Annotated in this window: 23 protein-coding genes and 2 tRNA genes; 10 read left to right on the top strand and 15 right to left on the bottom strand. The window is 60.1% G+C overall.

What is annotated here, in order from left to right; translation table 11 throughout:
* Position 1 precedes the first annotated feature (1 nt).
* Both mtaB and dapF read right to left on the bottom strand, forming a co-directional pair.
* Entirely contained in the window at positions 2 to 1264 is a 1263-nt protein-coding gene (gene mtaB / locus VWZ87_RS14330; RefSeq protein WP_416534417.1) for a tRNA (N(6)-L-threonylcarbamoyladenosine(37)-C(2))-methylthiotransferase MtaB, read from the bottom strand.
* A complete protein-coding gene (gene dapF, locus VWZ87_RS14335; RefSeq protein WP_416534418.1) occupies positions 1261 to 2106 on the bottom strand; it encodes a diaminopimelate epimerase in 846 nt (281 codons plus the stop codon). Before dapF ends, mtaB begins: the two co-directional genes overlap by 4 nt.
* Before the next feature lie 211 nt (positions 2107 to 2317).
* Here dapF and VWZ87_RS14340 point away from each other — a divergent pair.
* Positions 2318 to 2393: transfer RNA gene (locus VWZ87_RS14340), tRNA-Lys, on the top strand.
* Positions 2394 to 2682: 289 nt separating this feature from the next.
* On the opposite strand, the gene VWZ87_RS14345 is transcribed toward VWZ87_RS14340, so the two are convergent.
* The 4 genes from VWZ87_RS14345 to gstA all read right to left on the bottom strand — a co-directional run bounded on the left by VWZ87_RS14345 (position 2683) and on the right by gstA (position 6273).
* Positions 2683 to 4713 carry a M10 family metallopeptidase gene (locus tag VWZ87_RS14345; protein ID WP_416534419.1) on the bottom strand — a complete coding sequence of 677 codons (2031 nt, stop codon included), beginning with the start codon at positions 4711 to 4713 and terminating at the stop codon, positions 2683 to 2685.
* 346 nt (positions 4714 to 5059) lie between these two features.
* On the bottom strand, positions 5060 to 5281 hold the full coding sequence (locus tag VWZ87_RS14350; RefSeq protein ID WP_416534420.1) for a tautomerase family protein: 222 nt from the start codon (positions 5279 to 5281) through the stop codon (positions 5060 to 5062).
* A gap of 3 nt (positions 5282 to 5284) precedes the next feature.
* The gene (locus VWZ87_RS14355) at positions 5285 to 5665 is read right to left on the bottom strand and encodes a nuclear transport factor 2 family protein (protein ID WP_416534421.1); all 381 of its coding nucleotides are present in this window, start codon (positions 5663 to 5665) and stop codon (positions 5285 to 5287) included.
* Positions 5662 to 6273 carry a glutathione transferase GstA gene (gene gstA, locus VWZ87_RS14360; protein WP_416534422.1) on the bottom strand — a complete coding sequence of 204 codons (612 nt, stop codon included), beginning with the start codon at positions 6271 to 6273 and terminating at the stop codon, positions 5662 to 5664. The genes VWZ87_RS14355 and gstA overlap by 4 nt, the downstream gene beginning before the upstream one ends.
* 108 nt (positions 6274 to 6381) lie before the next feature.
* Between gstA and VWZ87_RS14365 the strand changes: the two genes are divergently transcribed.
* Positions 6382 to 7299, top strand: coding sequence for a LysR family transcriptional regulator (locus tag VWZ87_RS14365; RefSeq protein WP_416534423.1), 918 nt, complete (start codon positions 6382 to 6384; stop codon positions 7297 to 7299).
* 72 nt (positions 7300 to 7371) lie between these two features.
* The gene (locus VWZ87_RS14370; protein ID WP_416534424.1) at positions 7372 to 7974 is read left to right on the top strand and encodes an exopolysaccharide biosynthesis protein; all 603 of its coding nucleotides are present in this window, start codon (positions 7372 to 7374) and stop codon (positions 7972 to 7974) included.
* Between the two features lie 169 nt (positions 7975 to 8143).
* Here VWZ87_RS14370 and VWZ87_RS14375 read toward each other — a convergent pair whose 3' ends face one another.
* Genes VWZ87_RS14375 through VWZ87_RS14400 form a run of 6 tightly spaced genes read right to left on the bottom strand, consistent with a single transcriptional unit; the run spans position 8144 to position 14684 of the window.
* Entirely contained in the window at positions 8144 to 8878 is a 735-nt protein-coding gene (locus VWZ87_RS14375) for an ATP-binding cassette domain-containing protein (RefSeq protein WP_340546992.1), read from the bottom strand.
* Positions 8875 to 10092, bottom strand: a complete 1218-nt coding sequence (locus VWZ87_RS14380; RefSeq protein WP_416534425.1) for an alanine racemase — start codon at positions 10090 to 10092, stop codon at positions 8875 to 8877. The genes VWZ87_RS14375 and VWZ87_RS14380 overlap by 4 nt, the downstream gene beginning before the upstream one ends.
* Positions 10093 to 10105: 13 nt before the next feature.
* A complete protein-coding gene (locus tag VWZ87_RS14385) occupies positions 10106 to 11080 on the bottom strand; it encodes an ABC transporter permease (RefSeq protein ID WP_416539393.1) in 975 nt (324 codons plus the stop codon).
* 42 nt (positions 11081 to 11122) lie between these two features.
* Positions 11123 to 12184, bottom strand: a complete 1062-nt coding sequence (locus VWZ87_RS14390) for a substrate-binding domain-containing protein (RefSeq protein ID WP_416534427.1) — start codon at positions 12182 to 12184, stop codon at positions 11123 to 11125.
* 29 nt (positions 12185 to 12213) lie between these two features.
* On the bottom strand, positions 12214 to 13467 hold the full coding sequence (locus VWZ87_RS14395; RefSeq protein WP_416534428.1) for a M20 family metallopeptidase: 1254 nt from the start codon (positions 13465 to 13467) through the stop codon (positions 12214 to 12216).
* The gene (locus VWZ87_RS14400; RefSeq protein WP_416534429.1) at positions 13464 to 14684 is read right to left on the bottom strand and encodes an ROK family transcriptional regulator; all 1221 of its coding nucleotides are present in this window, start codon (positions 14682 to 14684) and stop codon (positions 13464 to 13466) included. The genes VWZ87_RS14395 and VWZ87_RS14400 overlap by 4 nt, the downstream gene beginning before the upstream one ends.
* Before the next feature lie 281 nt (positions 14685 to 14965).
* On the opposite strand from VWZ87_RS14400, the gene VWZ87_RS14405 reads away from it, so the two are divergent.
* The 5 genes from VWZ87_RS14405 to VWZ87_RS14425 all read left to right on the top strand — a co-directional run bounded on the left by VWZ87_RS14405 (position 14966) and on the right by VWZ87_RS14425 (position 19716).
* Positions 14966 to 15655, top strand: a complete 690-nt coding sequence (locus VWZ87_RS14405) for a fumarylacetoacetate hydrolase family protein (RefSeq protein ID WP_416534430.1) — start codon at positions 14966 to 14968, stop codon at positions 15653 to 15655.
* A 328-nt stretch (positions 15656 to 15983) separates the two neighbouring features.
* Entirely contained in the window at positions 15984 to 17027 is a 1044-nt protein-coding gene (locus VWZ87_RS14410; RefSeq protein WP_340546985.1) for a TRAP transporter substrate-binding protein, read from the top strand.
* A gap of 72 nt (positions 17028 to 17099) precedes the next feature.
* The gene (locus tag VWZ87_RS14415; protein ID WP_340546984.1) at positions 17100 to 17684 is read left to right on the top strand and encodes a TRAP transporter small permease; all 585 of its coding nucleotides are present in this window, start codon (positions 17100 to 17102) and stop codon (positions 17682 to 17684) included.
* Positions 17681 to 19186 carry a TRAP transporter large permease gene (locus VWZ87_RS14420; protein ID WP_416534431.1) on the top strand — a complete coding sequence of 502 codons (1506 nt, stop codon included), beginning with the start codon at positions 17681 to 17683 and terminating at the stop codon, positions 19184 to 19186. Before VWZ87_RS14415 ends, VWZ87_RS14420 begins: the two co-directional genes overlap by 4 nt.
* Before the next feature lie 89 nt (positions 19187 to 19275).
* Positions 19276 to 19716, top strand: coding sequence for an acyl-CoA thioesterase (locus tag VWZ87_RS14425; protein ID WP_416534432.1), 441 nt, complete (start codon positions 19276 to 19278; stop codon positions 19714 to 19716).
* A 30-nt stretch (positions 19717 to 19746) separates the two neighbouring features.
* On the opposite strand, the gene VWZ87_RS14430 is transcribed toward VWZ87_RS14425, so the two are convergent.
* Together VWZ87_RS14430 and VWZ87_RS14435 are read right to left on the bottom strand one after the other, a co-directional pair.
* Positions 19747 to 20973, bottom strand: a complete 1227-nt coding sequence (locus tag VWZ87_RS14430) for a winged helix-turn-helix domain-containing protein (protein ID WP_416534433.1) — start codon at positions 20971 to 20973, stop codon at positions 19747 to 19749.
* Positions 20973 to 21998: a LacI family DNA-binding transcriptional regulator gene (locus VWZ87_RS14435; RefSeq protein ID WP_340546980.1), complete on the bottom strand. Its 1026-nt coding sequence runs from the start codon at positions 21996 to 21998 to the stop codon at positions 20973 to 20975. The genes VWZ87_RS14430 and VWZ87_RS14435 overlap by 1 nt, the downstream gene beginning before the upstream one ends.
* Positions 21999 to 22144: 146 nt before the next feature.
* Here VWZ87_RS14435 and VWZ87_RS14440 point away from each other — a divergent pair.
* Both VWZ87_RS14440 and VWZ87_RS14445 read left to right on the top strand, forming a co-directional pair.
* A tRNA-Arg gene (locus tag VWZ87_RS14440) sits at positions 22145 to 22221 on the top strand.
* Between the two features lie 232 nt (positions 22222 to 22453).
* The gene (locus tag VWZ87_RS14445; RefSeq protein WP_416534434.1) at positions 22454 to 23005 is read left to right on the top strand and encodes an SGNH/GDSL hydrolase family protein; all 552 of its coding nucleotides are present in this window, start codon (positions 22454 to 22456) and stop codon (positions 23003 to 23005) included.
* 104 nt (positions 23006 to 23109) lie between these two features.
* Here VWZ87_RS14445 and VWZ87_RS14450 read toward each other — a convergent pair whose 3' ends face one another.
* A complete protein-coding gene (locus VWZ87_RS14450) occupies positions 23110 to 23649 on the bottom strand; it encodes a toxin-activating lysine-acyltransferase (protein WP_416534435.1) in 540 nt (179 codons plus the stop codon).
* Positions 23650 to 23651 lie beyond the last annotated feature (2 nt).

The following is a 23651-nucleotide window of genomic DNA, read 5'->3' on the forward strand; positions in this document are numbered from 1 at the left end:
CTCAGGCAGTGAGCTGGGTTCCCCTGATGCCGGTGGTGGTGGTGGTGACGATCTCGCCCTCCACCTGCGGGGTTGCAAAGCTGACCTCGGTGAATTGCTCGGTGCGGCCCATGTGCGGGTTTTCCATCAGGATGCGATGCCTGCGGCCGATCTGCGCGGTGAGATGGGCCTGTACCTGCACGTCACCGGCGGCGCGCAGACGGGCGGCTCGCTCCTTGATCACCGTGCCATTCACCTGATTGGGGATCTTGGCGGCCGGGGTGCCCTCGCGCTTGGAATAGGGGAAGACGTGCAGCCAGGTGAGATCGCAGTCGGTAACCAGTTTCAGCGAGTTCTCGAAATGGGCGTCCGACTCGGTCGGAAAGCCTGCAATGATATCGGCACCAAAGGTCATCTCCGGGCGCAGGCGGCGGGCGTCTTCGCAGAATTTGATCGCGTCATCGCGCAGGTGGCGGCGGGCCATCCGTTTCAGGATCAGATCATCGCCGTGTTGCAGCGACAGGTGCAGGTGCGGCATCAGGCGGGATTCGGTAGCGATGGCCTGCATCAGGTTCTCGTCCACCTCGATCGAATCGATGGAGGATATGCGCAGGCGCGGCAGGTCCGGCACCAGTTTCAGGATCCGCATCACCAGATCGCCCAGACGGGGCGTGGCGGGCAGGTCGGCGCCCCAGGAGGTGAGATCGACGCCGGTCAGGACAACCTCATTATAGCCCCGGTCCACCAGCCGCTTGATCTGATCGACCACCACACCGGCAGGGACGGAGCGGGAATTGCCGCGACCATAGGGGATGATGCAGAAAGTGCAGCGGTGGTCACAGCCGTTCTGGACCTGCACATAGGCGCGGCTGCGGGTGCCGAAACCATCAATGAGATGGCCTGCGGTCTCGGTCACCGACATGATATCGTCGACCTGCACCTTTTCCGTGGTGCCGATGAAATCCGGTCCCTTGGCGATCTGCTGCCAGGTTTTGGCCTGCATCTTTTCGGTGTTGCCGATGACGCGGGTGACCTCTTCCATTGCGGCAAAGGTCTCCGGTTCGGTCTGGGCGGCGCACCCGGTGACGATGATCGGCGCCTCCGGGTTTTCACGGCGCAGGCGGCGGATCTCCTGCCGTGCCTTGCGCACGGCCTCGGCGGTGACGGCACAGGTGTTGACCACCACGGCGTTGCTGAGCCCTGCCTGCTGGCTGAGCTCTTTCATCGCTTCGGTTTCATAGGCGTTCAGGCGGCAGCCGAGCGTGGTGAATTTGGGCGCGCTCATGTTGAGAGGCTTTCCAGAAAGTCGCGGGTGAAGCTGCCGTCGAACACGTGGCAGGTCGGGCCGGTCATCCAGACGCCATCGTCGCGCCAGTCAATCCAGAGCGTGCCGCCATCCAGATCTATCTGCACATGGCGACCGGTCAGCCCGCGTCGCGCTGCGGCCACTGCGGTGGCGCAGGACGAGGAGCCCGAGGCCAGGGTGATGCCGACGCCGCGTTCCCAGACGCGCATGCGGATGTGATCTGTGCCGACCAGATGGGCGACCTGCACATTGGTGCGTTCAGGGTAGAGCGGATGATGCTCGTAGCGCGCGCCAAATTCGGCGAGAGGGATCAGCTCGGCGTTTTCGACAAAAAAGGTGCAATGCGGATTGCCCATGCCGGTGGCGGTTGGCGCCCCCTCAATCGGCAGCTCCAGCGTGTCCATCTGCTCTGCCAGCGGGATATCCTGCCAGTCCAGCTGTGGCTGGCCCATGTTGACGGCGGTCAGCCCGTTTCCTGCGTCTCTTGCATGAAGCAGGCCGCGATCGGTGGTCAGACGCAGGGCCTCGCGTCCGGTCTGCTGCATCAGGTAGCGGGCCACGCAGCGGGTGGCGTTGCCGCAGGCGGCCGAGGTGGATCCATCGGCGTTGTAGAAGGTCAGATGTGCGTCTTCCTCGCCGTGGGTGATGACGGTGAGCTGGTCGAATCCCACGCCCATCTGCCTGTGCGCGATTCCGGCGGCCATGGCCGGTGTGATGGGCCACGACATGTCACGGGCATCCACAACAACGAAGTCGTTGCCGAGGCCGTGCATCTTCATGAAGGGCAAGCGGGTGTCTGATCCTGTGGTCATTTCGCGCATATAGACCTCCGTCGAAGATGAATCCAGCCTTGTGGCAAGAAAGTTGAAAAAAGGGGTTGACCGTCTCAGCCCTTACCCCTAGATACGCCGCCTATCGGGACAGCATGACTGACACGGTCGCGCCGCTCCGAAGCAAATTAAGTGCTTGATCCTTTTGGATTATGTCCTTAAAGAGCGACTAGGGAACAACACGATGTTCCGAAGAAGAAGTGGGCCGTTAGCTCAGTTGGTAGAGCAACTGACTTTTAATCAGTGGGTCGCAGGTTCGAATCCTGCACGGCTCACCACTTCCTCCAATAAGATCAATCCACTGAACATTCGTATTTGTACTATGCCGGTAGATCTCGGCCAGAGTGCCGAGTGAATATTGGATTGGAGATACGCCTCCTTTGATTGCTCGGAAGCAGCACGTTTCCCATACTGCTATAGTTACATTGCCTGTCCTCAGACGGGACGCCAGCCGCCTTAGCACAGTCGAGCCCTCCTTGGCTGTGACATCTAGTCCGAAAGCCTGGAAGCAGAGGGCGGGCTATGCGGTTGCCCGCGCAGCCCGCCTGCGGTCGATCAGTGAACCTACTAGGTGAAGACGATATTGCTATGTAGGTCCTGTAGCTGCAGATTCAACAGGGTTATGCTGTCACCATCACCGAAGTCGAAAATCACGCTCCCTGACACGTCATTTGCATAGCCAAGCGCATCCTGCTCAGTAGAGAAACCGAACCCGCTCAGCAAAAGCGTGTCATTGCCGAGGCCAAAATCGGTGATCCGGTCGGCGTCTTCTCCCTTCGTGAATACAAATGTGTCGGCACCGTTGCCGCCGGTCAGAGTATCGTCGCCGGAACCGCCGTAAAGCGTGTCCCGGCCGCTCTTGCCATTCAGCACGTCGTCGTCCTGATTTCCCAGCAACTTGTCGTTGCCAGTGCCACCAAAGACTGTGTCGTTGCCCTTGCCACCCAGCACTCGGTCATCACCATCTTGACCGCTGATATGGTCATTTCCGGTATTGCCATAGACAGTGTCATTTCCGTCACCACCTGTCATGACGTCATTGCCGCCCTCACCACGCAGAATATTGGCGCCAGTGTTGCCGGAAATCGAGTTGTCCGCCTCATTGCCAGTGCCATTGATGTTGGCACTTCCGGTGAGGGTCAGGTCTTCGATATGTGCGCTGTGAGCAGTCAGATCGAAAGTTACTGAGCTATTGACCCGGTCCTGACCTGCGCCCGCATTTTCGGCCACCTGGTCTGCGGCATCGTCCACCCAGTAGGTATCGTTGCCTGTGCCTCCTGACATACTGTCGGCGCCGGTACCTCCATTCAGAGTGTCGCTGCCGGAACCGCCGTAAAGCGTGTCCGCACCTTCTTTGCCATTCAGCACGTCGTCGTCCTGATTTCCCAGCAACTCGTCGTTGCCAGTGCCGCCAAAGACTGTGTCGTTGCCCTTGCCACCCAGCATCCGGTCATCACCATCTTGACCGCTGATATGGTCATTTCCGGTATTGCCAAAGACGGTATCATTACCTGCACCGCCTGTGATGGTGTCGTTGCCACCCTCACCACGCAGTAAATTGGAGCCGATGTTGCCCGCGATTACGTCGTTGCCAGTGCCACCTATGGCATTTTCGATCAGCGAACGCCTGTCACCATTATGGAGAAGTGCATTGTAGATATTGCCGCTAGCGTTATATCCATATCCCAGATGGGCCGTCTGTTCAGCGCTGAAGCGTGAGGATTCGCCGGGGTTCAGATCAATGTTTAGATTCTCGGCGTAGGCTGAAAGATCATAGGTGTCGACGCCGCCCCCATCCCAGATGGTGGCGAAAATCCGGTTGCCGACCGCATCGATTGCAATTTCACCATTGACCAAAGTGTCGCCTGAATTGGGGGACCACTTGTAGACTGTATCGTTGCTGTTGGTGGTGTAATCGGCACCATACATATGCTGCAGGGCCGCGATATCCAGCATCATGTAGGTTTGTGCAAAGCTCGAGGGTTCATTTCTATATCCACCTAGCGGGCTATTTTCGTAGCTCAGATAGCTCATGATCGTGTATTCCATGTGGTCGTACTCAGATGGAACAACACCGAATCCGTTAATGTTTTCATGTGAATGCGTCAGTCCCAGAGCATGTCCGGTTTCATGCAGCACAGTATGCCAGGCGTAGTTGCCCGCTGCCGGGGATCGGTAAACCGTGTTTCCAAACCAGACGTCCCCTGCGGTTGGACTGTTTTGCGGGTAATATCCATGAGCACCGAGAACATCGGGTGAGGACGTGTTGCCGTACCGAATAGCCTCCGGGCTGGTCGTATCCGGTGTTGCGTCATGCTCAATATTCAGCTTTGTAATACCTTCAACAGAAAAGCCCCTTGCTGCGGCGGGGCCGAGATCAGAGTCCAAAGCGAATTTGATCGCAGATTTCTGCAGATCGGAAACCTCTGAAAACGCAGCTGCCTCATTATAAGAAGCTGAATAATTATAGACACCGGGCTCAGACGGGTAGGCATAGTGAATAGTATCATCGCTCCATTTTTGCCCAAAAAACAAGCCGTCGACTCTTTGATCTCCGATCTGGAGAAATGATGAGACAGAGTTCAAACCTTTAGCCATGAAATTTTCCTTCAAGGGGAATTGCGTCAGTAAATGAGTTGTCGCGTCGGAAAACGGGTCAGCCTTCCCGTGACTATGTCGATGAATGCATAAATATAGATAGACATGTCGTGACATTAAAATTCACAGATGAAAGCAACCAGAAGGAGACAGCGTGCCCGGCGGCTCAGCTCTACTATCGTCAGGCGTTAGGGCGCGCAATACAAACAACGCCCAGCCATGAGCCCGGTTCTGCAACGCCTGGCGGCAATTGAGACAGCGCTGGCCGGTACGCCCTCCACCGCAAAAGTCATCGGCGCCCGGGGCAGCGGACAGGTCGCCCTCAGCGCTTCTGTCCGCTGCGTCTCTATTGCGCCTGCTTGCGGTACTGTTGCACCGGCAGGCCGCCGACGCCCCAGTCTTCCAGCGGAACCTCGTCGATCACCACAAATGTGGTTGCCGGGGTCTTGCCCAGAATATCCTGCAGCAGCCCCGTCACCCCGGCGATCAGCTGCGCCTTCTGGTCTGCGCTGGGGCCGGTGCCATCGGGGCCGCCCTCGCGGGTCACTTTGATATTCACATAAGGCATTGTTCAGTCCTTTCGCGGAACATAGGAAAACACTTTGGCCACGATACGCCATTCGGCACCGTAGCGGACAAGGGTCAGCAGGTCGTGGAAATCCCGCCCCATCATGGTCATCCGGGCGCTGACACGGGCCAGCCGGTCGCTGGCAAAGGCGATCTCCAGAATCTCCTCCTCGCGCGCCTCACCGCGTTTGGTCGGCGGCTCGCGGCTATCGACGCGGGTCATGTAGGTCTCAAGATCCAGAAAAAGTTCATCGCCTTCGGTGGCGCAGACATAGGCCAGCTGCGGGTGAAAAACCTTGCGCAGCAGGGCGCTGTCGGCTTGATGGAGGCCCTCGAAATAAGCCTCAATCAGTGCACCGACCTCATTGTGGGCGGCAGGCGTCATTGGATCAGCCCCTCTGCGCGCATTGCCGCCTGGGCCGACGGGCGGGCAGCACTGCGGCTGACAAAGGCGGCCAGATTGGGCCAGCGGCCCAGATCGATGCCGGTGAAGTTCGCCCAGTTCGAGACCACGAACAGATAGGCATCGGCCACCGAGAACCGGTTTTCGACCAGCCACTCCCGGCCATCAGCCAGCTGGACCTCTATGAAATCGAACTTGCCCGCAACCGCGCTGCGCGCGTCGTCCTTGCCGGCTTCGGACGTGGCCTCGCGGAACAGCGGGCTAAAGGCCTTGTGCAGCTCGGTCCCGATCCAGTTGAGCTGTTCCTGCATCCGGGCCCGGCCCAAGGTGCCCGCCGCCGGCGCCAGACCTGCCTCCGGATGGCTGTCCGCGATATACTGCAAAACCGCTGCCCCTTCAGTGAGGACGCTGCCATCGTCCAGACCCAGGGCCGGAACATAGCCTTTGGGGTTGATCGCACGGTAATCCGTGCCGCTTTCGGTCTGCCCCGTCGCGGTGTCGACCGCTTCGATGTCAAACGGGCGGCCGGTTTCATAGAGGGCGATATGGCTGGCCAGCGGGCAGGCGCCGGGTTTGTAGTAGAGTTTCATGACAGTCTCCTGTGGTGGTGATGCCCTCTTTCTACCTTCTGATATGATTGATTGATAATATTGTGTTTTCAGCATAACGATAAGGCAATCTAATCATGTTGGAAGCCGATGAAACACGACCAGCTCCTTGCCCTCGAGGCCATTGTCGCAACCGGCACCTTCCGCGGCGCGGCGGAGCGTCTGAATAAATCCCAGTCGGCCATCAGCCAGGCAATCCGCCTGCTGGAAGAGGAATTGGAGCTGGAGCTGTTCAGCCGCGAAGCCTACCGGCCGTCTCTGACCCCGGCGGGCGAAATCTTCTACCGTGAGGCGTCGCGGGTGCTGCGGCAGATGCAGGGGCTTCGATCTACCGCCGCCCGGCTGCGCGCCCGCGAAGAACCGGAACTGACGCTTGCCGTCAGTGCCACCATGGATCTGGACCCTTTGCTGCCGGCGCTTGCGGAGACCGGGCGGCGCCACCCTGCGACCCACCTCCGGCTGCGCATGGAAATGATGGGCGGCCCGATTGCCCGGCTGATGGAGGGCAAGGCGGATATCGCGCTTGCGTCGCTTGATGGGGTGCCGCTGGACGACGTGGAGGCAGAGCCGGTTGCCGAGGTCACGATCCGGCCGGTGGCCAGCCCCGCCTTGAACCTGCCCGTCGGCCCCCACGCCTTGTCGGCATCCGAAATGCAAAGTCATGTGCAGGTGGTCGCCGCCGGCACCGGCGGCGCGGCGCATGACCAAAGCCGCGATCTCTTGTCCGGGAGCCTGAAATGGACGGTGTCTGATCTCGCGGCCAAGAAAAAGGTGATCCTCGCCGGGCTTGGCTGGGGCGGTCTGCCAGATCACATGACAGAGGAGGAGCGGCGTTCCGGGGCTTTGCTGTCCCTGAACCTGGACGGGTTCCCGCTGCGACGGACAGTGATATTCAAGATGCGGCGCAGGGACCAGCCCATTGGGGTTGTTGCCGAGGAACTCTGGAACAGGGTCGGTGCGGCTGTCTCAGCTGCGAAGCCGGTTGCCGCAGACACAGCAAGGCGCTAAGCAGGAGGCAGGCACGGTCCGAGTTGCGAGGCGAATGTGAAAGCTGTTTCTGGATGTCCCGGTGCTATAGGCTTGATCAGGAAGCGCTCTCTCTCCTTCACACTGCTGCGCGTGATCCGCTACCATCAAAACTCCGATCATATCGCGCTTGGCACCTTTCTGGAGCAGCTTGGCGACAGGTCCTTCGGATGGGCAATCTTGCTGTCGTGCCTGATCAATCTTCTTCCTTTGCCTCCAGGGTCAACCCTTGTCACCGCTCTGCCGCTCTTGTTTTTCTGCGCGCAGATGGGACTGGGATTTTCCAGCGTCCGGCTGCCGCGACGCATCGCGCGGATCCGGTTTTCCGGCACAGGCATGCGCCGTATCGTGCTGCGCTTGCGCCCCGTGTCGCGGCGGCTGGAGCGGGTTGCCCGACCGCGCCTGCGGGCGGTGTTTCAGCCACGAAGAGAACAGCTGACCGGAGGCCTGCTGTTTCTGGTTTCCCTGGCGCTGTTCGTGCCGCTGCCGCTCAGCGGTTGGTTTCCAGCAATTGCCCTGTTTGTTGCCAGCATCGGGCTGCTGGAACGGGATGGGATCATCGTGCTGGCGGGTGTCTGCGCCGGGATGTTGTCGATTGCCTTGACGGTGTTTGTGGGCGCTTCGATCCTGATCGGGGCGAACAGTCTGATACACTAACGTTTTTCTGATGAACAATCGAATGCTGTTGCGCTGATAGGTGCGATCGCAGCGGTAGCGCAACGCCTTCCGTATTCACGACATTTGCAAGACCTGCCTCAAGGGAATGATCTTTGGTCGCCCGATCCTTAGGCGCGCTGTCTTTGGCGAGTGCGACCGCCAGCCTGTTTCATTTTGAGACGCCGGTGATCATCGAGACGATTTCATTCTTGTCCGTCTTGTCTGTCTCGCGGATCCCGATCTGCTCGCCGCGGCGCAGGACACAGATACGGTCCGACAGGCGGAAGACCTGATCGAGACTATGGGAGACGATGAAGATTGCGAGGTTGCGTGCTTTCAGTGATTCAACTGTTGCTTCGACCCGGGCGGTTTCAGCGACGCCAAGCGCGGCAGTGGGTTCGTCGAGCAGGATTAGTTTCCTTGCCCAATGCGTTGCGCGTGCGATTGCGACACCCTGGCGTTGTCCCCCTGAAAGGTCGCGAATCGTAGCGGATGCGGACGGGATGCGCACATCCAGTTCACGAACAAGCGCGTCCGTTTCGGCGATCATCCTCTTGCGATCAAGCAGCCGCAGCGGCCCCTTCACGGGTTCACGACCAAGAAAGAGGTTCATGTAGACAGTCTGTTGATCGGCCAGTGCCAGATCCTGATAGACAACCTCTACCCCCCGTTCCCGAGCAACTGAAGCGTCAGGAAAGTTTGCTGGCTTTCCATCCAGAAGCATCTCGCCTGAACTGGGTGTGTAGACACCTGAGATCATCTTGATGAGAGTTGATTTGCCGGCGCCGTTGTCGCCGACAAGGGCCACGACTTCACCTGCGAGCATGTCGAGCGAGAAATCCTGGATCGCCGTGACTCCGCCAAAGGATTTGCGGATATTTCTGAGTTGAAGAACCGGGGTCATCTTGTCGCATTCCGGATTCTGAGCCAGGGTTCTGCCTGCCCGTAGCTGTTTTCGATCGACACCACGCGCGGCTTGCCCTTCGATACGCCCTCGATGCCGACCGAGTGGGCGCGGGTGACGAAGGCCTGGCCGCGGAAGCCGAAAACGACCGTGTCACCGGGTGCGGGAGCGTTGGCGCCTGTGGCGTCGATCATCCCGTAATAGTCAATCGCAGATGGCGGCGGGATCTCGACGCATCTCAAATCAGTAGTGTCTACGCTGGGGGATGTGGTGACCAATGCCTTGATGTGATATTCGGGAAAGACCGGATCGACATATAGACCTCCGCCGAAGCAATAGGCGCGGCCGCCATGAAGGTGGCTGACCTCGCTGAGGTAGAGAACAGCTGGCATCTCGGGCAGATCCTCGACGGCATGGAGAGGTGTCGTGCCGTGCAGCCCGTTGCCGGGTTCGACCTGGGTTGCTCCGGCTTCAGCAAGCGCCTCAAGTGTGACAAGAGATGTCGTGCCGGGTGCGTTGATTTCGATCTTGTCAAAGCCCGCGCGCTGCAGAGCATCAGCGGTCCGCTTCAGGGTGCCAAGGTTTGGTGTATGTCTAATCTTGCCTGTGGTGTGGTCATAGAGCTGCGCAGGAAACGTGGTGATGCCAGCGAAACGCGCGCCGCTCAGCTGGGACATCCAGCCTGCGGCTGCGACCGCATCCTCCGCGGGAAACCCACCTTCATGACCGCGATAGAATGTATCTCCGGCGGTCTGCACACGGGCAAGCAGTGGTTGTTCGCGTCCGGCTGCCAGTGCGGCCTCTGCCGCCTCTGCCGCCTTGGCCTGCGAAAACACGGTCCAGTAATCGGGCGTAAGTTGTCGCGCTGCCATCGCGGCTTCTGCGCGCGGTACCTGCACGAGATGGCCGAGGTGCCCGATTTTCAACCCGGCGTTATGGCAAGCGATGGCGCAAGCCATATCGACAGCAACCGCGCGATCAATGCCGCCAGCCATCACGGCGCGGCAAAACCCCGAGTTGCGGCTCACCTGCTTGGTCATCGCGAAGACCTTGAGGTCAAACTTATCGGCTTCCGCACGGATCAGGCGTGCGTTTTCTGCAACCGCGTCCAGATCAAGAACGTAAGAGTTCGCGGGGATTTCGCCCGTCCTGTGCAGCATCTGCGCGGCGAGGACGAAATCGGGATTTCGACGGCGAAGGACATCGAGGAACATGTCTGTTTTCCTTTCAGCGGTTCGGTTCGCGTAGTGAAACGGCGACGGCGGCCAGAACGATCAGGCCCTTGATGATCATCTGCCAAGAAACAGATAGCCCCATCAGGATCAGCCCGTTGGACAGCATGCCCATCATCAGGCTTCCAACGAGCGCGCCAGGAACGCTGCCTCGTCCGCCGTTCAGGGCGGTGCCGCCCACGATGACGGCGGCGATGACAGTCATCAGATCGCTTTCGCCCAAGGTGTAGCGGGCTGACTGGAGACGTCCGGCATAAAGCAGACCAGCCAAGCCGGCGCAGGCCCCGGATACCATAAGCACCGACAACCGCAGGCGAGCGACGCGGATGCCCGAGACAAGGGCCGCGCGTGGATTGTCGCCGGTTGCCAATACATGGGCCCCATAGCGCGTTTCACGAAAAACTAGATGTCCGATCAACAGCGCTAGAATGGTCCAGATCACAAGCGAGGGGATGCCGAACAGTTTTCCGCCGCCAAAAATGCCGATGAAAGCATCGGCGGTGACCGGGATGGATTGCAAATTGGACAATTCACGCGCGATGCCCGCTGCGACACCCATCGTGGCCAATGTAACAAGGAAGGAGGGAAGCCGGGCATAGGCGACGATGGCCCCGTTGACAAAGCCCACCGCCATGCCTGTTGCCAGCCCTGCGGCGACGCCAATAGGCCAGGGCGCGACCCGCATGACCATCGCGGCGACGATCGCCGAAAGTGCGACCGCGGCACCGAACGAAAGGTCGATCTCGCCCGCTGCCAAGACAAAGACCAGTCCAATCGCGAGCACCGTTGCCGGAGCTGTCTGTAAGACGATGTTCGTCAGGTTCTGGGGGGAAAGGAAGCCACGGTCCCAAAGCATCGCGGCAAAGAAGAGGAAAATGAGCACGAAACCCGCATAGACGATCAGCCCTTGCAGAACGGCCCGGTTAGGAAATTTTGGCGACATGGTCTCCGTCCAATTGCGGGAATTCATCTGGGCCTGCGCCCGGATCGCTCCGGGCGCAGCGGGGGTAGATTATTGCTGCGCGTCGAGAACCGATTGCGGCGCATCCAGATTCAGCGATTGGTTCCAACCTTCGTTGACATTTTTGGCGGTAACCGAGACGGCCGGTGCAACGACAAAGGGCGGGTTGTCGAGGTCGAGAACCCCGCGCGCCCCGGCAGCGGCCATGGCGCGCCCGAGCTCATAGGCCTCATCGGCAACGATGCCGACGACATTGCCGCCCTTGACCATATCGAGAGCAATCGGCTCAGACAGGTCGAGCGTCACGATACGGGTTGAGCTGTTGCCGTTTGCGCGCAGCGCGGCGAGCACACCTTCGGCCGGACCTGCCCATGTCACGTAGATCCCACCGATGTTGGGGTTCTGCAACAGCATGGCATTCGCGATTTCCTCTGCCCTTGCGGGATCGCTGATACCGGCCTCGGCGACAATCTCCATCCCGGGATGGTGGGTTTCGATCGTCGTCTTGAAGGCATTGTCGCGCTGGTTCGTCACGTAGTAAGCGGCGTCGTGAAAGATCCAGCCCACGTCGCCTGTGCCGCCCATCGCGCCCGCCAGAATGTCGGCTGCCTGCTTGCCCATCTGGAACAGATCGTCGGTCACGATGGCGGCATAGTCGGCAGGATGCTCGTAGCCGGACGGGAGGTTGGAAAGGAAAACCAACTCGACACCGGCGTCGCGTGCTTTCTTGAAGGCCGACGCAGATGCCACGGGGTCGAGCGGCAGGGACAAGATGATATCGGGGTTGAGCGCGAGCGCGGTTTCGATGTCAGCAAGTTGACGCGCACTGTCAAAGCCGGCTGATGTCGTGGCAACCACCTCGATACCAAGCCGGGTGAATTCATCGGTTGCGCCTGCGGTAACCGCGTTCACAAAGTCGGATTGATCGTGCCAGAGCAGCGCCGCCCTAAGGCCCCGGGATTGCAGCTGGCTCGCCTGCGCATCATCAACGATCACAGCCGAGGAGGGGGTTGCCGCCTCGCCCGAGGGTCCGACGGTCTGGGCCGATGCAGGCATTGCCATGAAGGCAAGTACCGACAACGATGCAAGAAGATTTCTGGAAGTGCAATTCATAGTCTCTCTCCCTGTTGTGGCCCCTGTATTCAGTCGGACCGAATTCCACATGTGAGTGCGATGAAGGCTGCGAAGGCGACAATCCCGTCGTGGTAATCCTGCAGGGGAACGCGTTCGTGGTTCGTATGGCAGATGCTGATATCGCCAGGTGCGCAATAGACAGTCGGCACGCCGAGCTTTGCTGTCAGAAAGGGCATTTCCGACCAGAAGGGCGCACCTTCAACTGCACCGCGATCGGGCCGTACGGCCGCGATGGAAGCAGAGAGCTGCCGGACCATCTCATGATCGGCTTCGATCCCGGCCGGGGAGCCGCCTAGCGGATGGTCGCGACCGGCGGTGAAATCTATTTTGACGCGGATGTCCTCAGCAATTGCGGCGCGGATCACGGCTTCCAGTTCCGAGGTGGCGGCATCAAGGTCGTCACCGGGCAGAAGCTTGCCAATCAGCGAAAAGCGGCATGCTCCGGGAACAGCAATCAGCCCCCCGGCTTCAAGCCCCGTTACAAGGATGTTGCTGCGCCCCAGAAGCGGATGGCTGCCAGCGGCCGAAATTCGATCCGAGTGATCCCAAATCGCCTGAAGGACCTTGTGCGCGGCCTTCAGGGCGTCGCGGCCGAGCTCCGGTCGGCCAAAATAGGCGGATTGGCCCGTCAGCACGATCTCCGCGATATAAAATCCGATCTGCACCGGCAGGATCTGCAGGCGGGTAGGTTCGACATAGACCGCCAGATCCGGACGCGGCAGTCCGCCCGCCAGCACGCTTTCTGTCCAATGGCGAACGCCTGCGCTTTTTCCGCTGCCGAGTTCGCCGCTTTCCTCATCTCCGACAAATGCGAAAGACACCGTTCCCAGAAGGCGGATACCCGCCCGGTCCAGAAGATCGAGAGCGGCGAGCGATGTGCAAATGCCAGCCTTGAGATCGGCAGCGCCGCGCCCCCACAGTTCGCCGTCGATGATTGTCGCGCCAAAGGGGTCCTGTTGTGGTTTGCCAGCCCAATGATCGCTCCAGTTGCCCGGATGAACAACGTCCGTATGTCCGATGAAAAGAAGGTCAGGACCATCGCCACCCTCGCGCCGTCCTGTGATGTTCGGCCTCCCTGGACTGAAGTCTTCGACCGAGGGCGACAGCGATAGACGCTCCATTTCGGGACGCAGCATGTCAACCATCGCGACCTCGTCCCCAGTCACGGAAGCGGCGCGAACAGCCCGGGCCAGCAGATCGTTGACCACCGCCCGGTCAAGATGTTGGCTCAGGAGCGTGATCAGGGGGCCATGCGCCGTCATTCTGCGGAACCCGCAAGTTTGCCCTGTTTCGGGGTCGGCAGGGTAATGACCGCGCCGGGCGCAGATTTGGCGAACAACTCGGTATGCAATTCGGTCAGTCCAACAGCGACGGCTCCGCTCAGCGCGGCGTGATGGCCGAGTTGGGCAGGTTCGATCCTGATCGGGAAAGGAAAGCAGCGCTTCAGCTCATCGCGGGTCGCGGTCAGGATTTCGGGACGGGACCCAATTGCTCCGCCGAGGATGACCACCTCGGGCGCCACCACGGCGCCAATTGCCGCAACTGCCCGCGCCATTTGAGTTGCGACTTTATCGAGGACTTCCCGAGCCGCGACCTCACCAGACGCGGCGGCATCAAATATCGCCGGTACGTCGACATCTTTACCAGTTGTGGCGAGATATGCCGCGCGAATGCCATGCGTGGCCGACACTCGTTCGAACGCCCCGACCCGCAGGGATTCTTCCTCGAAAGGATCAGCGCCGAACGGTAGATAGCCAAGTTCCCCGGCGGCTCCTGATGCGCCTCTTACAAGCGCTCCGTTTACGATCAGCCCTGCGCCAACCCCGGTCCCGAACGCGATCAGGGCAACGTTGTCGATGCCATGGCCTGCGCCAAGCCAGTGTTCGCCGAGTACTGCGAGGTTAACGTCGTTCTCAAGCAGCGTCTTTGTGCCCGTTGCCTCTGATACCGCGGCCCGAAAATCGATCTGATCGATTCCGGCAATATTGGGGGCGAAGTTTACCTTTCCGGATAGGACGTCCGGCACACCGGGGCAGCCGACCACTGTCTGTCTGACAGTGTTGGCGGCCACATTTCCCTCGCCGATGGCGCGGCTGACCAGGTCTCCTATTTGATCGGCCACATGACGCCCGCCATCTGGATGAGTGGGGGCTACGACCTCGGCGACAATAGTACCAGCGAGATCGACGATCGCGACGCGCACCTTGGTGCCGCCAAGATCGACCGCCGCCATAAAGGCGCTTTCCGGTATCAGTTCATAGGTGGTCGCCGTGCGGCCGACATGACCAGAGGTCCGGCCCGTCTCGCGAATCCAGCCTTCGCCTTCAAGGATACGAACCAACTCGGAAACTGTCTGCTTCGATAATCCTGTCTGCTTGGAGATTGAGGCGCGAGAGATCGGACCGCAATGGATGATGTCCTGCATGACCGAGTACAGCGCCACCTGCCTGGAAAATGAGGTTTGCTGGGTCGATTCCATACATCACCTATTAGTTCGTTCTGCATATGAACTAATAGGTGGCTGGTTTGAGTGTCAAGCGACAATTGCCGTTGTGCTGGTGCTCACGAGGTGGTCCGGGCGATGACTCGATCGCCGGTAAGCTGCGTCCCGCGATCGGGGGGTGGATCATCCGGTTGGGGGTCGCGCTGTTATGGTGAGGTTGCTAGGGTGCGGCGTCTGAGTTTGGTGGCCGGTGGTGACCTGCGGGAATCGCGAGGGTCTGGCCGGTTCGATTTCCCCCAATCCGAAGGGTCTCTACCATGTCTAAGCCGTTGTTCGATCTGCCGCCGGTGCCTGCCATTCCGCTGGAGGGGCGCGAGGAGGTCTGGCCGGTTGGCCGCATTTTCTGTGTCGGGCGAAATTACGCGGCCCATGCTGCGGAGATGGGGGTGGCGGTCGACCGGGAGCAGCCGTTCTATTTCACCAAGTCGGCCTGCCACGCGGTATTGAGTGGCGCGGAGCTGCGCTATCCGCAGGGGACGGAGAATTTTCACCACGAAATGGAACTGGTCGTCGCGATTGCAGCGCCGCTCAGGGATGCGACGGCCGCAGAGGCGCGGGCGGCGATCTGGGGATATGGCTGCGCGCTGGACATGACGCGCCGGGATCTGCAATTGCGCGAACGCCAGAAGCAGCGCCCCTGGAGCCTGGGCAAGGATCTGGAGGGCGGCAGTGTCTTTGCGCCGCTGCGTGCGGCATCGGAATGGGGGGAGCCTCAGACGCAGCGAATCTGGTTGCGGGTGAACGGAGAGATCCGTCAGGACGCCTCTCTCGCGGAGCTGATCTGGTCGGTCGAGGAGATTCTATGCCATCTTTCTGGGTATTATCATCTGCGGCCGGGGGATCTGGTGATGACGGGCACGCCGGCGGGGGTTGGTCCTGTTGTCGCAGGGGATCATATCGAAGGCGGTATTGATGGGCTGACATCTGTGCGATTGTCGCTGCGATAGGCGAAAATAGCGCGTCATGTGATCAGCGCGGCGAATTTAGCGATCAGATGCAACCATGCCGTGATTTATGTAACTTGAATACTTCTTGTTTGAAGATTTCTGTAACGTATTTTTGTTTCATCGACCCAGCAGGCTGAAGCATTTTCGCGAAATCATGCAGTGCAGATACATAATCATCTGTTGATGGTTACAAATGCACCTAATAGCTGAGGGTGTCAGGGGACGTTTACGGCCGGATGGCTGGATAGGCTGTGCGTTGGGTTTGTTGCATCAGGGGCATCTGATCGCGATAGTTACGAAAAGACATAAGGTCAGAGGGAGGAAACATATGACCACTCGGAGACAACTACTTGGCGCGGCAGGGGCCGTTGCACTCATGGTGATGGGCGCGACCTCGGCGATGGCGCAGGAGGTGACGCTGAAGCTGCACCAGTTCCTGCCGGCGCAGGCAAATGTGCCCAAGCTGATTCTGGATGTCTGGGCCGACAAGGTCGAGGCGTCTTCGCAGGGGCGTATCAAGATCGACCGCTATCCGTCCATGCAGCTGGGTGGCAAGCCACCAGAACTGATGGATCAGGCCATTGATGGCGTGGCAGATATCGTCTGGACCGTTGTGGGCTATACCCCCGGCCGCTACCCTTCGACCGAAGTGTTCGAACTGCCGTTCATGATGACCAATGCGCGTGCGGCATCGCACGCCTATTGGGAAATGTTCGAGGAGCATATGAAGGATGGTGAATTCAAGGACGTGAAGATCCTTGGCACCTGGGTTCACGGCCCCGGCATCATCCATACCACGGATCCGGTGGAACAACCGGATGATCTGCGTGGGATGAAGATCCGCGGCGGTGGCCGTTCGGTGAACGCGCTGCTGACGGAACTGGGCGCAACCCCGGTGGGTATGCCGGTTCCGGCTATCCCGGAAGCCCTGTCCAAGGGCGTGATTGACGGCACCACCATTCCGTGGGAAGTCACCACCGCGCTGAAGGTGCCGGAGCTGGTCGAGAACCACACGGAATTCACCGGCCGCGCGCTCTATACGCTGACCTTTGTTCTGGCGATGAACAAAGAGAAATATGAGAGCCTGCCCGATGATCTGAAAAAGGCCGTGGATGAGAACTCCGGTCTGGAATTCTCGGTCTTTGCCGGTGGCACCATGGCTGATGCCGATGATCCGGCGCGGGAGTTCGCACTGGATGAGGGCAATAATGTCATCACGCTGGATGAAGAGCAGACCGCGATCTGGCGCGAAGCCGCGAAGCCGATCTACCAGCAGTGGCTCGACGACATGAAGGCAAAAGGCATTGATGGCGACGCGCTGCTGGAGCAGGCGACCTATCTGATCGACAAATACACCGCTCAGCATAACTAACTGAGCGCAAGACTGGTGGACCTGTGCCTGCATCTGTCGCAGGTCCACCCCACCTGAAAGGGTAGGCTTTCCATGCACAAGCTGATGATGGGACTGGCCAGAACAATGGCCATGGCGGGCGGTATTGTCTTATCGCTTCTGATCCTGCTGACCTGTCTGTCGATTGCCGGGCGGTTGCTGAACGGGGGGCTGCATGGCGCCCTGATGCAGAGCATCGCGCCGGATCTGGCCGAGTGGTTGATCGCCATCGGTGTCGGGCCGATCAATGGTGATTTCGAAATTGTCGAGGCAGGCGTCGCCTTTGCGATCTTTGCCTTTTTGCCGCTGTGCCAGATCACGGCGGGCCATGCGTCGGTGGATATTGTCACCAACAGTTTCCCGCGGGGGGCCAAACGGTTCCTGCGGATGGCGACTGAGATCGTCTTTGCGGCTGTGCTGGTGCTGATTGCGGTGCGGCTTGGCGCGGGGATGCTGAGCAAGTTCGAGAACGGCGAGACCTCCTTTCTGCTCGAGTTTCCGGTCTGGTGGGCCTATGCCGCCAGTCTGGTCGCGGCCAGCGTGGCCGCCTTGGTGGGCCTCTATATGGCCGCCGTCCGTACGATTGAATTCATGACTGGCCGCATCCTTGTCTGGGACGGCGTGGAGGGCGAACAGTGACTGCGCTTGAAATCGGGATTGCCTCATTTCCCGTCCTGATGATGCTGATTTTCCTGCGGGTTCCGATTGGCCTTTCGATGTTTCTGGTTGGGCTGGTCGGGCTGATCATCGTGACAGATGGCACTCAGGTGGCCTTTGGCCGGATGAAGAGCGAGACCTATTCCACCTTCTCCTCATATTCGCTGACCATCGTGCCGATGTTCCTCTTGATGGGCCATTTTGCGACGCTGGGTGGCATGTCCACGGCTTTGTTCAAGGCGGCTGAAGGCTTCCTGGGGCATAGGAAGGGCGGTGTTGCCATGGCAGCAATCGGGGCCTGTGCGGGCTTTGGCGCGATCTGTGGCTCCTCGCTGGCCACGGCGGCAACCATGGGACGTGTCGCGCTGCCTGAACTGCGCAACTACGGCTATGCTGGCGGCTTCTCCACGGCGACGCTGGCGGCAGGCGGTACGCTTGGCATTCTGATCCCGCCCTCTGTGGTGCTGGTGATCTATGCCATCCTGACAGAGCAGAACATCGCAAAGCTGTTTCTTGCCGCCTTTATCCCCGGTATTCTGGCCGCCATTGGTTATGTGATTGCGATTTCTGTCTATGTCCGGGTTTTCCCCGGCAGCGCGGGGACGCGCCCCCCGGTTCCCTGGGGCGAGCGGTTTGCGGCGCTGTTCCACGTCTGGCCGGTTCTTCTGGTTTTTGGACTGGTCGTGGGCGGGATTTATCTGGGCTGGTTCACCCCGACCGAAGGCGCTGCGGTTGGTGCCTTGGGGACCGGGCTGATTGCCTGGCTGAACGGTGGACTCAACCGTGAGACCCTGACCGATAGTTTCATGGTGACGGCGCGCTCGACCGCGATGATCTTTTTCATCGTGCTGGGTGCGGGGTTCTACAACGGGTTTCTGGCCCTGACCAAAGTCCCGCAGGAGCTGGCTGATTTCGTGGTCTCCCAGGGTCTCAGCCCCTGGGTGGTGCTGATGCTGATCCTTGCCTTCTATCTGGTCTTTGGTTGCCTGATGGACAGCCTGTCGATGATCCTTCTGACTATCCCGATCTTTTACCCGGTTATTTCCGCGATGGATTTTGGTCTGGTGAATCTGCCCGCGATGCAGGCCGATGCGGCGATGGAGGTGCTGAGGGCTGGCGTGCCACAGGGGATGGGGGCGGACATGCTCGCCTCGATCCAGGAGGCGATTGCCACTGGCACCGAACTGACCCGCGACCAGATGAAGGAGCTGGGCATTCGTGTGACCAAGGGCATGGCGAACCGGCTGGAGACAGAATACGTCGCCATCTGGTTTGGAATTCTGGTTCTGATCGTGGTCGAGGTTGGCCTGATCACCCCGCCGGTGGGCATGAACCTGTTCGTCATCAACGCGATGGATCGCACTACCCGGATGGTCGACACCTATAAGGCGGTGATGTTCTTTGTCGCCTCTGACCTGATCCGGGTTGTGATATTGGTGGCCTTTCCAATCATCACGCTGTTGCCGTTGATGTTGATGCGCTGAAAGTTGATGATCCTGCAAGGTGGCCATCCGTCCCGGCGGGTGGCCGTTACCATTGTGAACACCGTGACACCCCAGAGCCGAGGCCCAGAATGACCGACAGCCAGACCCCTGACTTTGTGCATGAAATCCGCGTCGGCTGGGGTGATTGTGACCCGGCGCGTATTGCCTATACCGGTCATCTGCCGGGGTTTGCGTTGCAGGCGATCGATGCCTGGTGGGAGCAGCAGCTGGATGGTGACGGCTGGTATCAGATGGAACTGGATCGCGGTACTGGCACGCCCTTTGTGCATATGAGCATTGATTTCCGCTCTCCCGTCACGCCGCGCCACAGGTTGGCCTGTGCTGTCTGGCCGGTTGCGCTGGGGCAGAAATCCGTGACCTTCCGGGTGGAAGCGCGGCAGGACGGTGTTTTGTGTTTTGAGGGCAATTTCGTCTGCGTCTTTATCGAGCCGAGCGATTTCAGCGCCAGGCCCGCGCCCGCAGATTACCGTGCGGTGATTGAGCCGTTGCTGCGCCCCGACCTCGCCTAGGGCGCGTTTTGCCCGGTGTTAGAGACGAACTCATAGTGGATCGCGTTGCCAGCCATCCGCAAATGTCACCCGCTCCATCTCTGTGAACCGGCGAATTCGTTCCAGTTCGGCCTCCAACCGGTTCTGCCGTGCCGGAGACCATTTGATGCCCCGTTCGGGCCAGAGCGCGGTGATATGTAGACAGCCCGTCAGATCACCCGCCTGCCGGTGTGCTTTCATGTCGATGCGGCCGACCAGACGGTCCCCCTCCATCAGCGGAAAGACGTAGTAGCCGTAGCGTCGTTTCTCGGCGGGGGTGAACACCTCGATCCGGTAGTGAAAGCCAAACAGCCCTTCCGCGCGTTTGCGGTCGCGCAGAGCAGGATCAAACGGGCTGAGGAGGCGTATTCGGCCCGGTGGTGGCGGCAGGGCGGCGGCCTGCCCGACGGCGCCGGGGCGGGCAAAGACACGGCGGCTGCGCCCGTCCGAAAGCGTGATATCCAGAGGTTCGATCTGCCCGTCCGCCAGCGCCAGTTTGCACCATGCGGCGCATTCCGCCGGTGAGGCCGTCGCCCAGAAGGCAGCCAGTTCACCCGAGGTGGAAAAGCCGAGCCGGTCCAGCGCCGCATTGCACAGCCAGTCCAGCGTTTTCTCCGGGTCGGGCGACCCTTGGGCGGGGAGGTGACGGGTGTCGATAACCCGTTCGCTCAGGTCGTAGCGTTTCTGAAAGCCACTGCGTCCGACCACGGCCAGCGCGCCGGAGCGCCAGAGGTATTCCAGCGCGGTTTTTGATGGATGCCAGTCCCACCAGCCGCCGGATCCCTTGGCTTCATCCTTGCCCACGTCGGAGGAGCTAACCGCGCCGTGGTCGCGAATGTGGTCCAGAACATGCTGGAACTTCGCCTCATAGCCGTCGCGGCGCCAGTTGCGGTATCTCTTGCGCAGAACCTCTGCGTCGCGCCGAAACCGCAAGTGCCAATGCGGGTAGAACTCCATAGGCAGAACGGCAGCGTCATGGGTCCAATGTTCGAACAGGCGGCGTTCCTGTTCATAGAGCCGTTTCAGCGCCGAAGGGCGATAGCTGGGCCTGCGGGAGAACAGGATCATGTCATGGGCGCGGGCCACCGTGTTGATGCTGTCCAGCTGAACAAAGCCAAGCCGGGTGATCAGTTCCAGCAGCGCATCACCCTTGGCAGGCCCGCTGGGTTGCTCCAGCAGGCCGTGCCGATCCATGAACAGGCGCCGCGCGGCCCGATTGTCCAGCCGCGCAACCGCCATCAGCGCCGCTTGAGCGTATCGCCGAAGGTGATGGTAGGGGTCAGGGTCACGTGTTTTTCGATCTCCTGATCCGGGTTATCCAGCTGCGCGGCGATGATCTCTGCCGCCTTGCGTCCGATTTCCAGACGGCAGGCGTCCATCGTGGCCAGCTGCCGTGGCAGCCCCTGCAACAGCTCCACTCCGTTGAACCCGGCAAGACCGATCTGACCGGGGATGTCGATCTTCTGATCCATCAGGTAGAGCATGCCACCCGCGCCAATCATGTCGTTTGAATAATAAAGGAAATCCAACTCAGGCGAGCGTTCCAGCATCTCCTGCGTCATCTCGCGGCCCTTTGCGAGGGCGGAACCGCCGGAGTAGAAGGCGCGGTCTTCGATCTCGACCCCTTCTTTGGCGAGCGCCTCGGTGAAGCCTTCAAACCGTTTGCGGGCGCGATGGTCCAGCGGCATCTTGGTGCCCATGAAACCGATGTGGCGATAGCCGGCTTTCAGTATGGCCTTGGCCATCTCACGTCCAGCGCGGCGATGGGAAATCCCCACCATCGCATCCACCGGCTTGCCATCGGTATCCATGATTTCCACCACCGGAATACCAGAGGCATTGAGCATGGCGCGCGCCGCCTCCGTGTGCTCCAACCCGGCAATGATGACGCCAGAAGGTCGCCAGGACAGCATCTCATAGAGGACTTTCTCCTCTTTCTCCGGCTGGTAATCGGTCACGCCGACCACAGGCTGTAGATCCGTGTTTTCCAGCACTGAGTTGATGCCGGTCAGCACCTCCGGGAAGACCATATTGGACAGCGACGGGATGATCACGGCCACCAGGTTGACCCGGTTCGAGGCAAGCGCACCGGCGATCTTGTTCGGGACGTAGCCAAGTTCCTTTGCGGCGCTCAGAACTTTTTGTCGGGTTTTTTCCGACACATCGCCCCGGTTCCGCAACACGCGACTGACGGTCATTTCTGAAACCCCGGTGGCTTCGGATACGTCACGAAGGGTGAGCGGGCGCTTGTTGTCCGTTGTCACGTCGATGGCCTCACATTGTTGTTGTTGTTACGTTAGCGCAGACAGAGCGCGCTGCACAATGGGGCGCAGCCGTTGCAAAATCCAATTCCACAGGATTGTCTTGCCATGGTGGGTTTGCTATCGCGTAAACAGGCTGGCCCTGATCAGGCCCCGTGGCTCAACTGGATAGAGCAGCCCCCTCCTAAGGGGCAGGTTGCAGGTTCGAATCCTGCCGGGGTCACCAAAATTGCACGGCTGCCTGTCTCAATCATGACATTCGGCAGGTGCGGGGGCGCCGTGCCTTGTTCTGACGCGATGTCGATCCCGTTGACAGGGCGCTGTCGGATTGACCTCTGCGCGATGCGAGTTAGCTCAGGCAGATGAAGTACTGGTTGATAATCGGCCTGGTTTTTCTGGGGGCCTGCGGGCGCGGGGTTCCGGAGAATGCGCGCATTGTTGTGGCGGGCGACTCCGTAATGGCCTGGAACCGAAATGACAGTGGATCCGTTGCGGATCGGCTGGAAAGTCGGCTTGGCGAACCGGTTGGCGATGTCTCGCTGTCGCTTGCGCGGGTGACCGGCGGGCGCGGGGCGTTGCACATACCCACGCAGCTGAAACCAGTGTCGGCGGAGTGGGTTTTGCTGAATGGCGGTGCCAATGACCTTCGCAGCCGCGATTGTGGCTGCAAGGTTTGCGATGTCGAACTTGACCGGCTGATTTCCGCGAGCGGAACGCAGGGTGCCATCCCAGAACTGGTCTCAGATCTGCGCCGTCGCGGATCGCGGATCATCTGGCTCGATTATTACACCTCTCCGCGATACGCGGGTACGGTCTGTGTTGCGCCCTACCAAATTCTGGAGGAACGGCTGGCGCGTATGGCGGCAGCGGATGCGGGCGTGACGCTCCTCGATATGGATGCGGTGTTTCGCCCCGACGACCTGTCGCTTTTTGCGCCTGACCGGATTCACCCGTCGCTGCGGGGGTCGGATCTGATCGCAGGACAGGTTGCGCCGCTGCTGAGGCGGTGACAGGCGAAGATCCTGTGGACCCCAGGTGTTGCCACCCCGACGCCCCGGCCGGGAGCGGCCGGGATTTGATATCGGGGCGGCGGGGGACAGCTATCGACGGGTGATCAATCCTCGGTGCTGAGACCGGAGAGGAAGAAGTCCTGACCGAGTTTGGGATTGCTGGCCAGACCTTCGACCATGTCTTCGTAGTATTTTCGTTTGATGGCGCGGCTTGCCTGCTTTTCCAGGCCATGACCTGTGAAGGAGGCTATGCGTGCGGTTTGATTGTCTTTCTTGACCCGCAGCGCCCGTGCCACTTTGTCCGGGTAGCGCTTCACCAGGGCGCTGCGCAGCGCCCAAGAGTATTTCGGCGAGAACGGAGAAATCCAGTCGATGAACCAGAGCCGGTCACCGCTGTTCCAGCGATCCGGGTCGAGGTGGTTTGGATCGAGGATATACGCCGCCTCCGTCTCTTCGTCGAGCAGCGCCCAGCTGCAATACGCAACCGGGAAACCGTCTCTTTCGACTATGTAATATTGCTGGCTGGCGATCGCAGGCAGGATAAACCCTGCCTGCTGGCTGACCCTCCAGTCCCGGTGCAGGACGGAATTGGACCACAGCCAGGCGATCTTGCCATAAGTCTGGAAGTTCTGTTGAGAATCCATGG

Origin of the sequence: Phaeobacter sp. JH20_37 (assembly GCF_048056015.1) — a bacterium.
Classification (GTDB): domain Bacteria; phylum Pseudomonadota; class Alphaproteobacteria; order Rhodobacterales; family Rhodobacteraceae; genus Phaeobacter; species Phaeobacter bryozoorum.

Excerpts from the sequence above, each read along its gene's own strand:
- mtaB (WP_416534417.1), bottom strand. The coding sequence starts at position 1,264 with ATGAGCGCGCCCAAATTCACCACGCTCGGCTGCCGCCTGAACGCCTAT.
- dapF (WP_416534418.1), bottom strand. The coding sequence starts at position 2,106 with ATGCGCGAAATGACCACAGGATCAGACACCCGCTTGCCCTTCATGAAG.
- VWZ87_RS14345 (WP_416534419.1), bottom strand. The coding sequence starts at position 4,713 with ATGGCTAAAGGTTTGAACTCTGTCTCATCATTTCTCCAGATCGGAGAT.
- VWZ87_RS14350 (WP_416534420.1), bottom strand. The coding sequence starts at position 5,281 with ATGCCTTATGTGAATATCAAAGTGACCCGCGAGGGCGGCCCCGATGGC.
- VWZ87_RS14355 (WP_416534421.1), bottom strand. The coding sequence starts at position 5,665 with ATGACGCCTGCCGCCCACAATGAGGTCGGTGCACTGATTGAGGCTTAT.
- gstA (WP_416534422.1), bottom strand. The coding sequence starts at position 6,273 with ATGAAACTCTACTACAAACCCGGCGCCTGCCCGCTGGCCAGCCATATC.
- VWZ87_RS14365 (WP_416534423.1), top strand. The coding sequence starts at position 6,382 with ATGAAACACGACCAGCTCCTTGCCCTCGAGGCCATTGTCGCAACCGGC.
- VWZ87_RS14375 (WP_340546992.1), bottom strand. The coding sequence starts at position 8,878 with ATGACCCCGGTTCTTCAACTCAGAAATATCCGCAAATCCTTTGGCGGA.
- VWZ87_RS14380 (WP_416534425.1), bottom strand. The coding sequence starts at position 10,092 with ATGTTCCTCGATGTCCTTCGCCGTCGAAATCCCGATTTCGTCCTCGCC.
- VWZ87_RS14385 (WP_416539393.1), bottom strand. The coding sequence starts at position 11,080 with ATGAATTCCCGCAATTGGACGGAGACCATGTCGCCAAAATTTCCTAAC.
- VWZ87_RS14390 (WP_416534427.1), bottom strand. The coding sequence starts at position 12,184 with ATGAATTGCACTTCCAGAAATCTTCTTGCATCGTTGTCGGTACTTGCC.
- VWZ87_RS14395 (WP_416534428.1), bottom strand. The coding sequence starts at position 13,467 with ATGACGGCGCATGGCCCCCTGATCACGCTCCTGAGCCAACATCTTGAC.
- VWZ87_RS14400 (WP_416534429.1), bottom strand. The coding sequence starts at position 14,684 with ATGGAATCGACCCAGCAAACCTCATTTTCCAGGCAGGTGGCGCTGTAC.
- VWZ87_RS14405 (WP_416534430.1), top strand. The coding sequence starts at position 14,966 with ATGTCTAAGCCGTTGTTCGATCTGCCGCCGGTGCCTGCCATTCCGCTG.
- VWZ87_RS14410 (WP_340546985.1), top strand. The coding sequence starts at position 15,984 with ATGACCACTCGGAGACAACTACTTGGCGCGGCAGGGGCCGTTGCACTC.
- VWZ87_RS14415 (WP_340546984.1), top strand. The coding sequence starts at position 17,100 with ATGCACAAGCTGATGATGGGACTGGCCAGAACAATGGCCATGGCGGGC.
- VWZ87_RS14425 (WP_416534432.1), top strand. The coding sequence starts at position 19,276 with ATGACCGACAGCCAGACCCCTGACTTTGTGCATGAAATCCGCGTCGGC.
- VWZ87_RS14430 (WP_416534433.1), bottom strand. The coding sequence starts at position 20,973 with ATGGCGGTTGCGCGGCTGGACAATCGGGCCGCGCGGCGCCTGTTCATG.
- VWZ87_RS14445 (WP_416534434.1), top strand. The coding sequence starts at position 22,454 with ATGGCCTGGAACCGAAATGACAGTGGATCCGTTGCGGATCGGCTGGAA.
- VWZ87_RS14450 (WP_416534435.1), bottom strand. The coding sequence starts at position 23,649 with ATGGATTCTCAACAGAACTTCCAGACTTATGGCAAGATCGCCTGGCTG.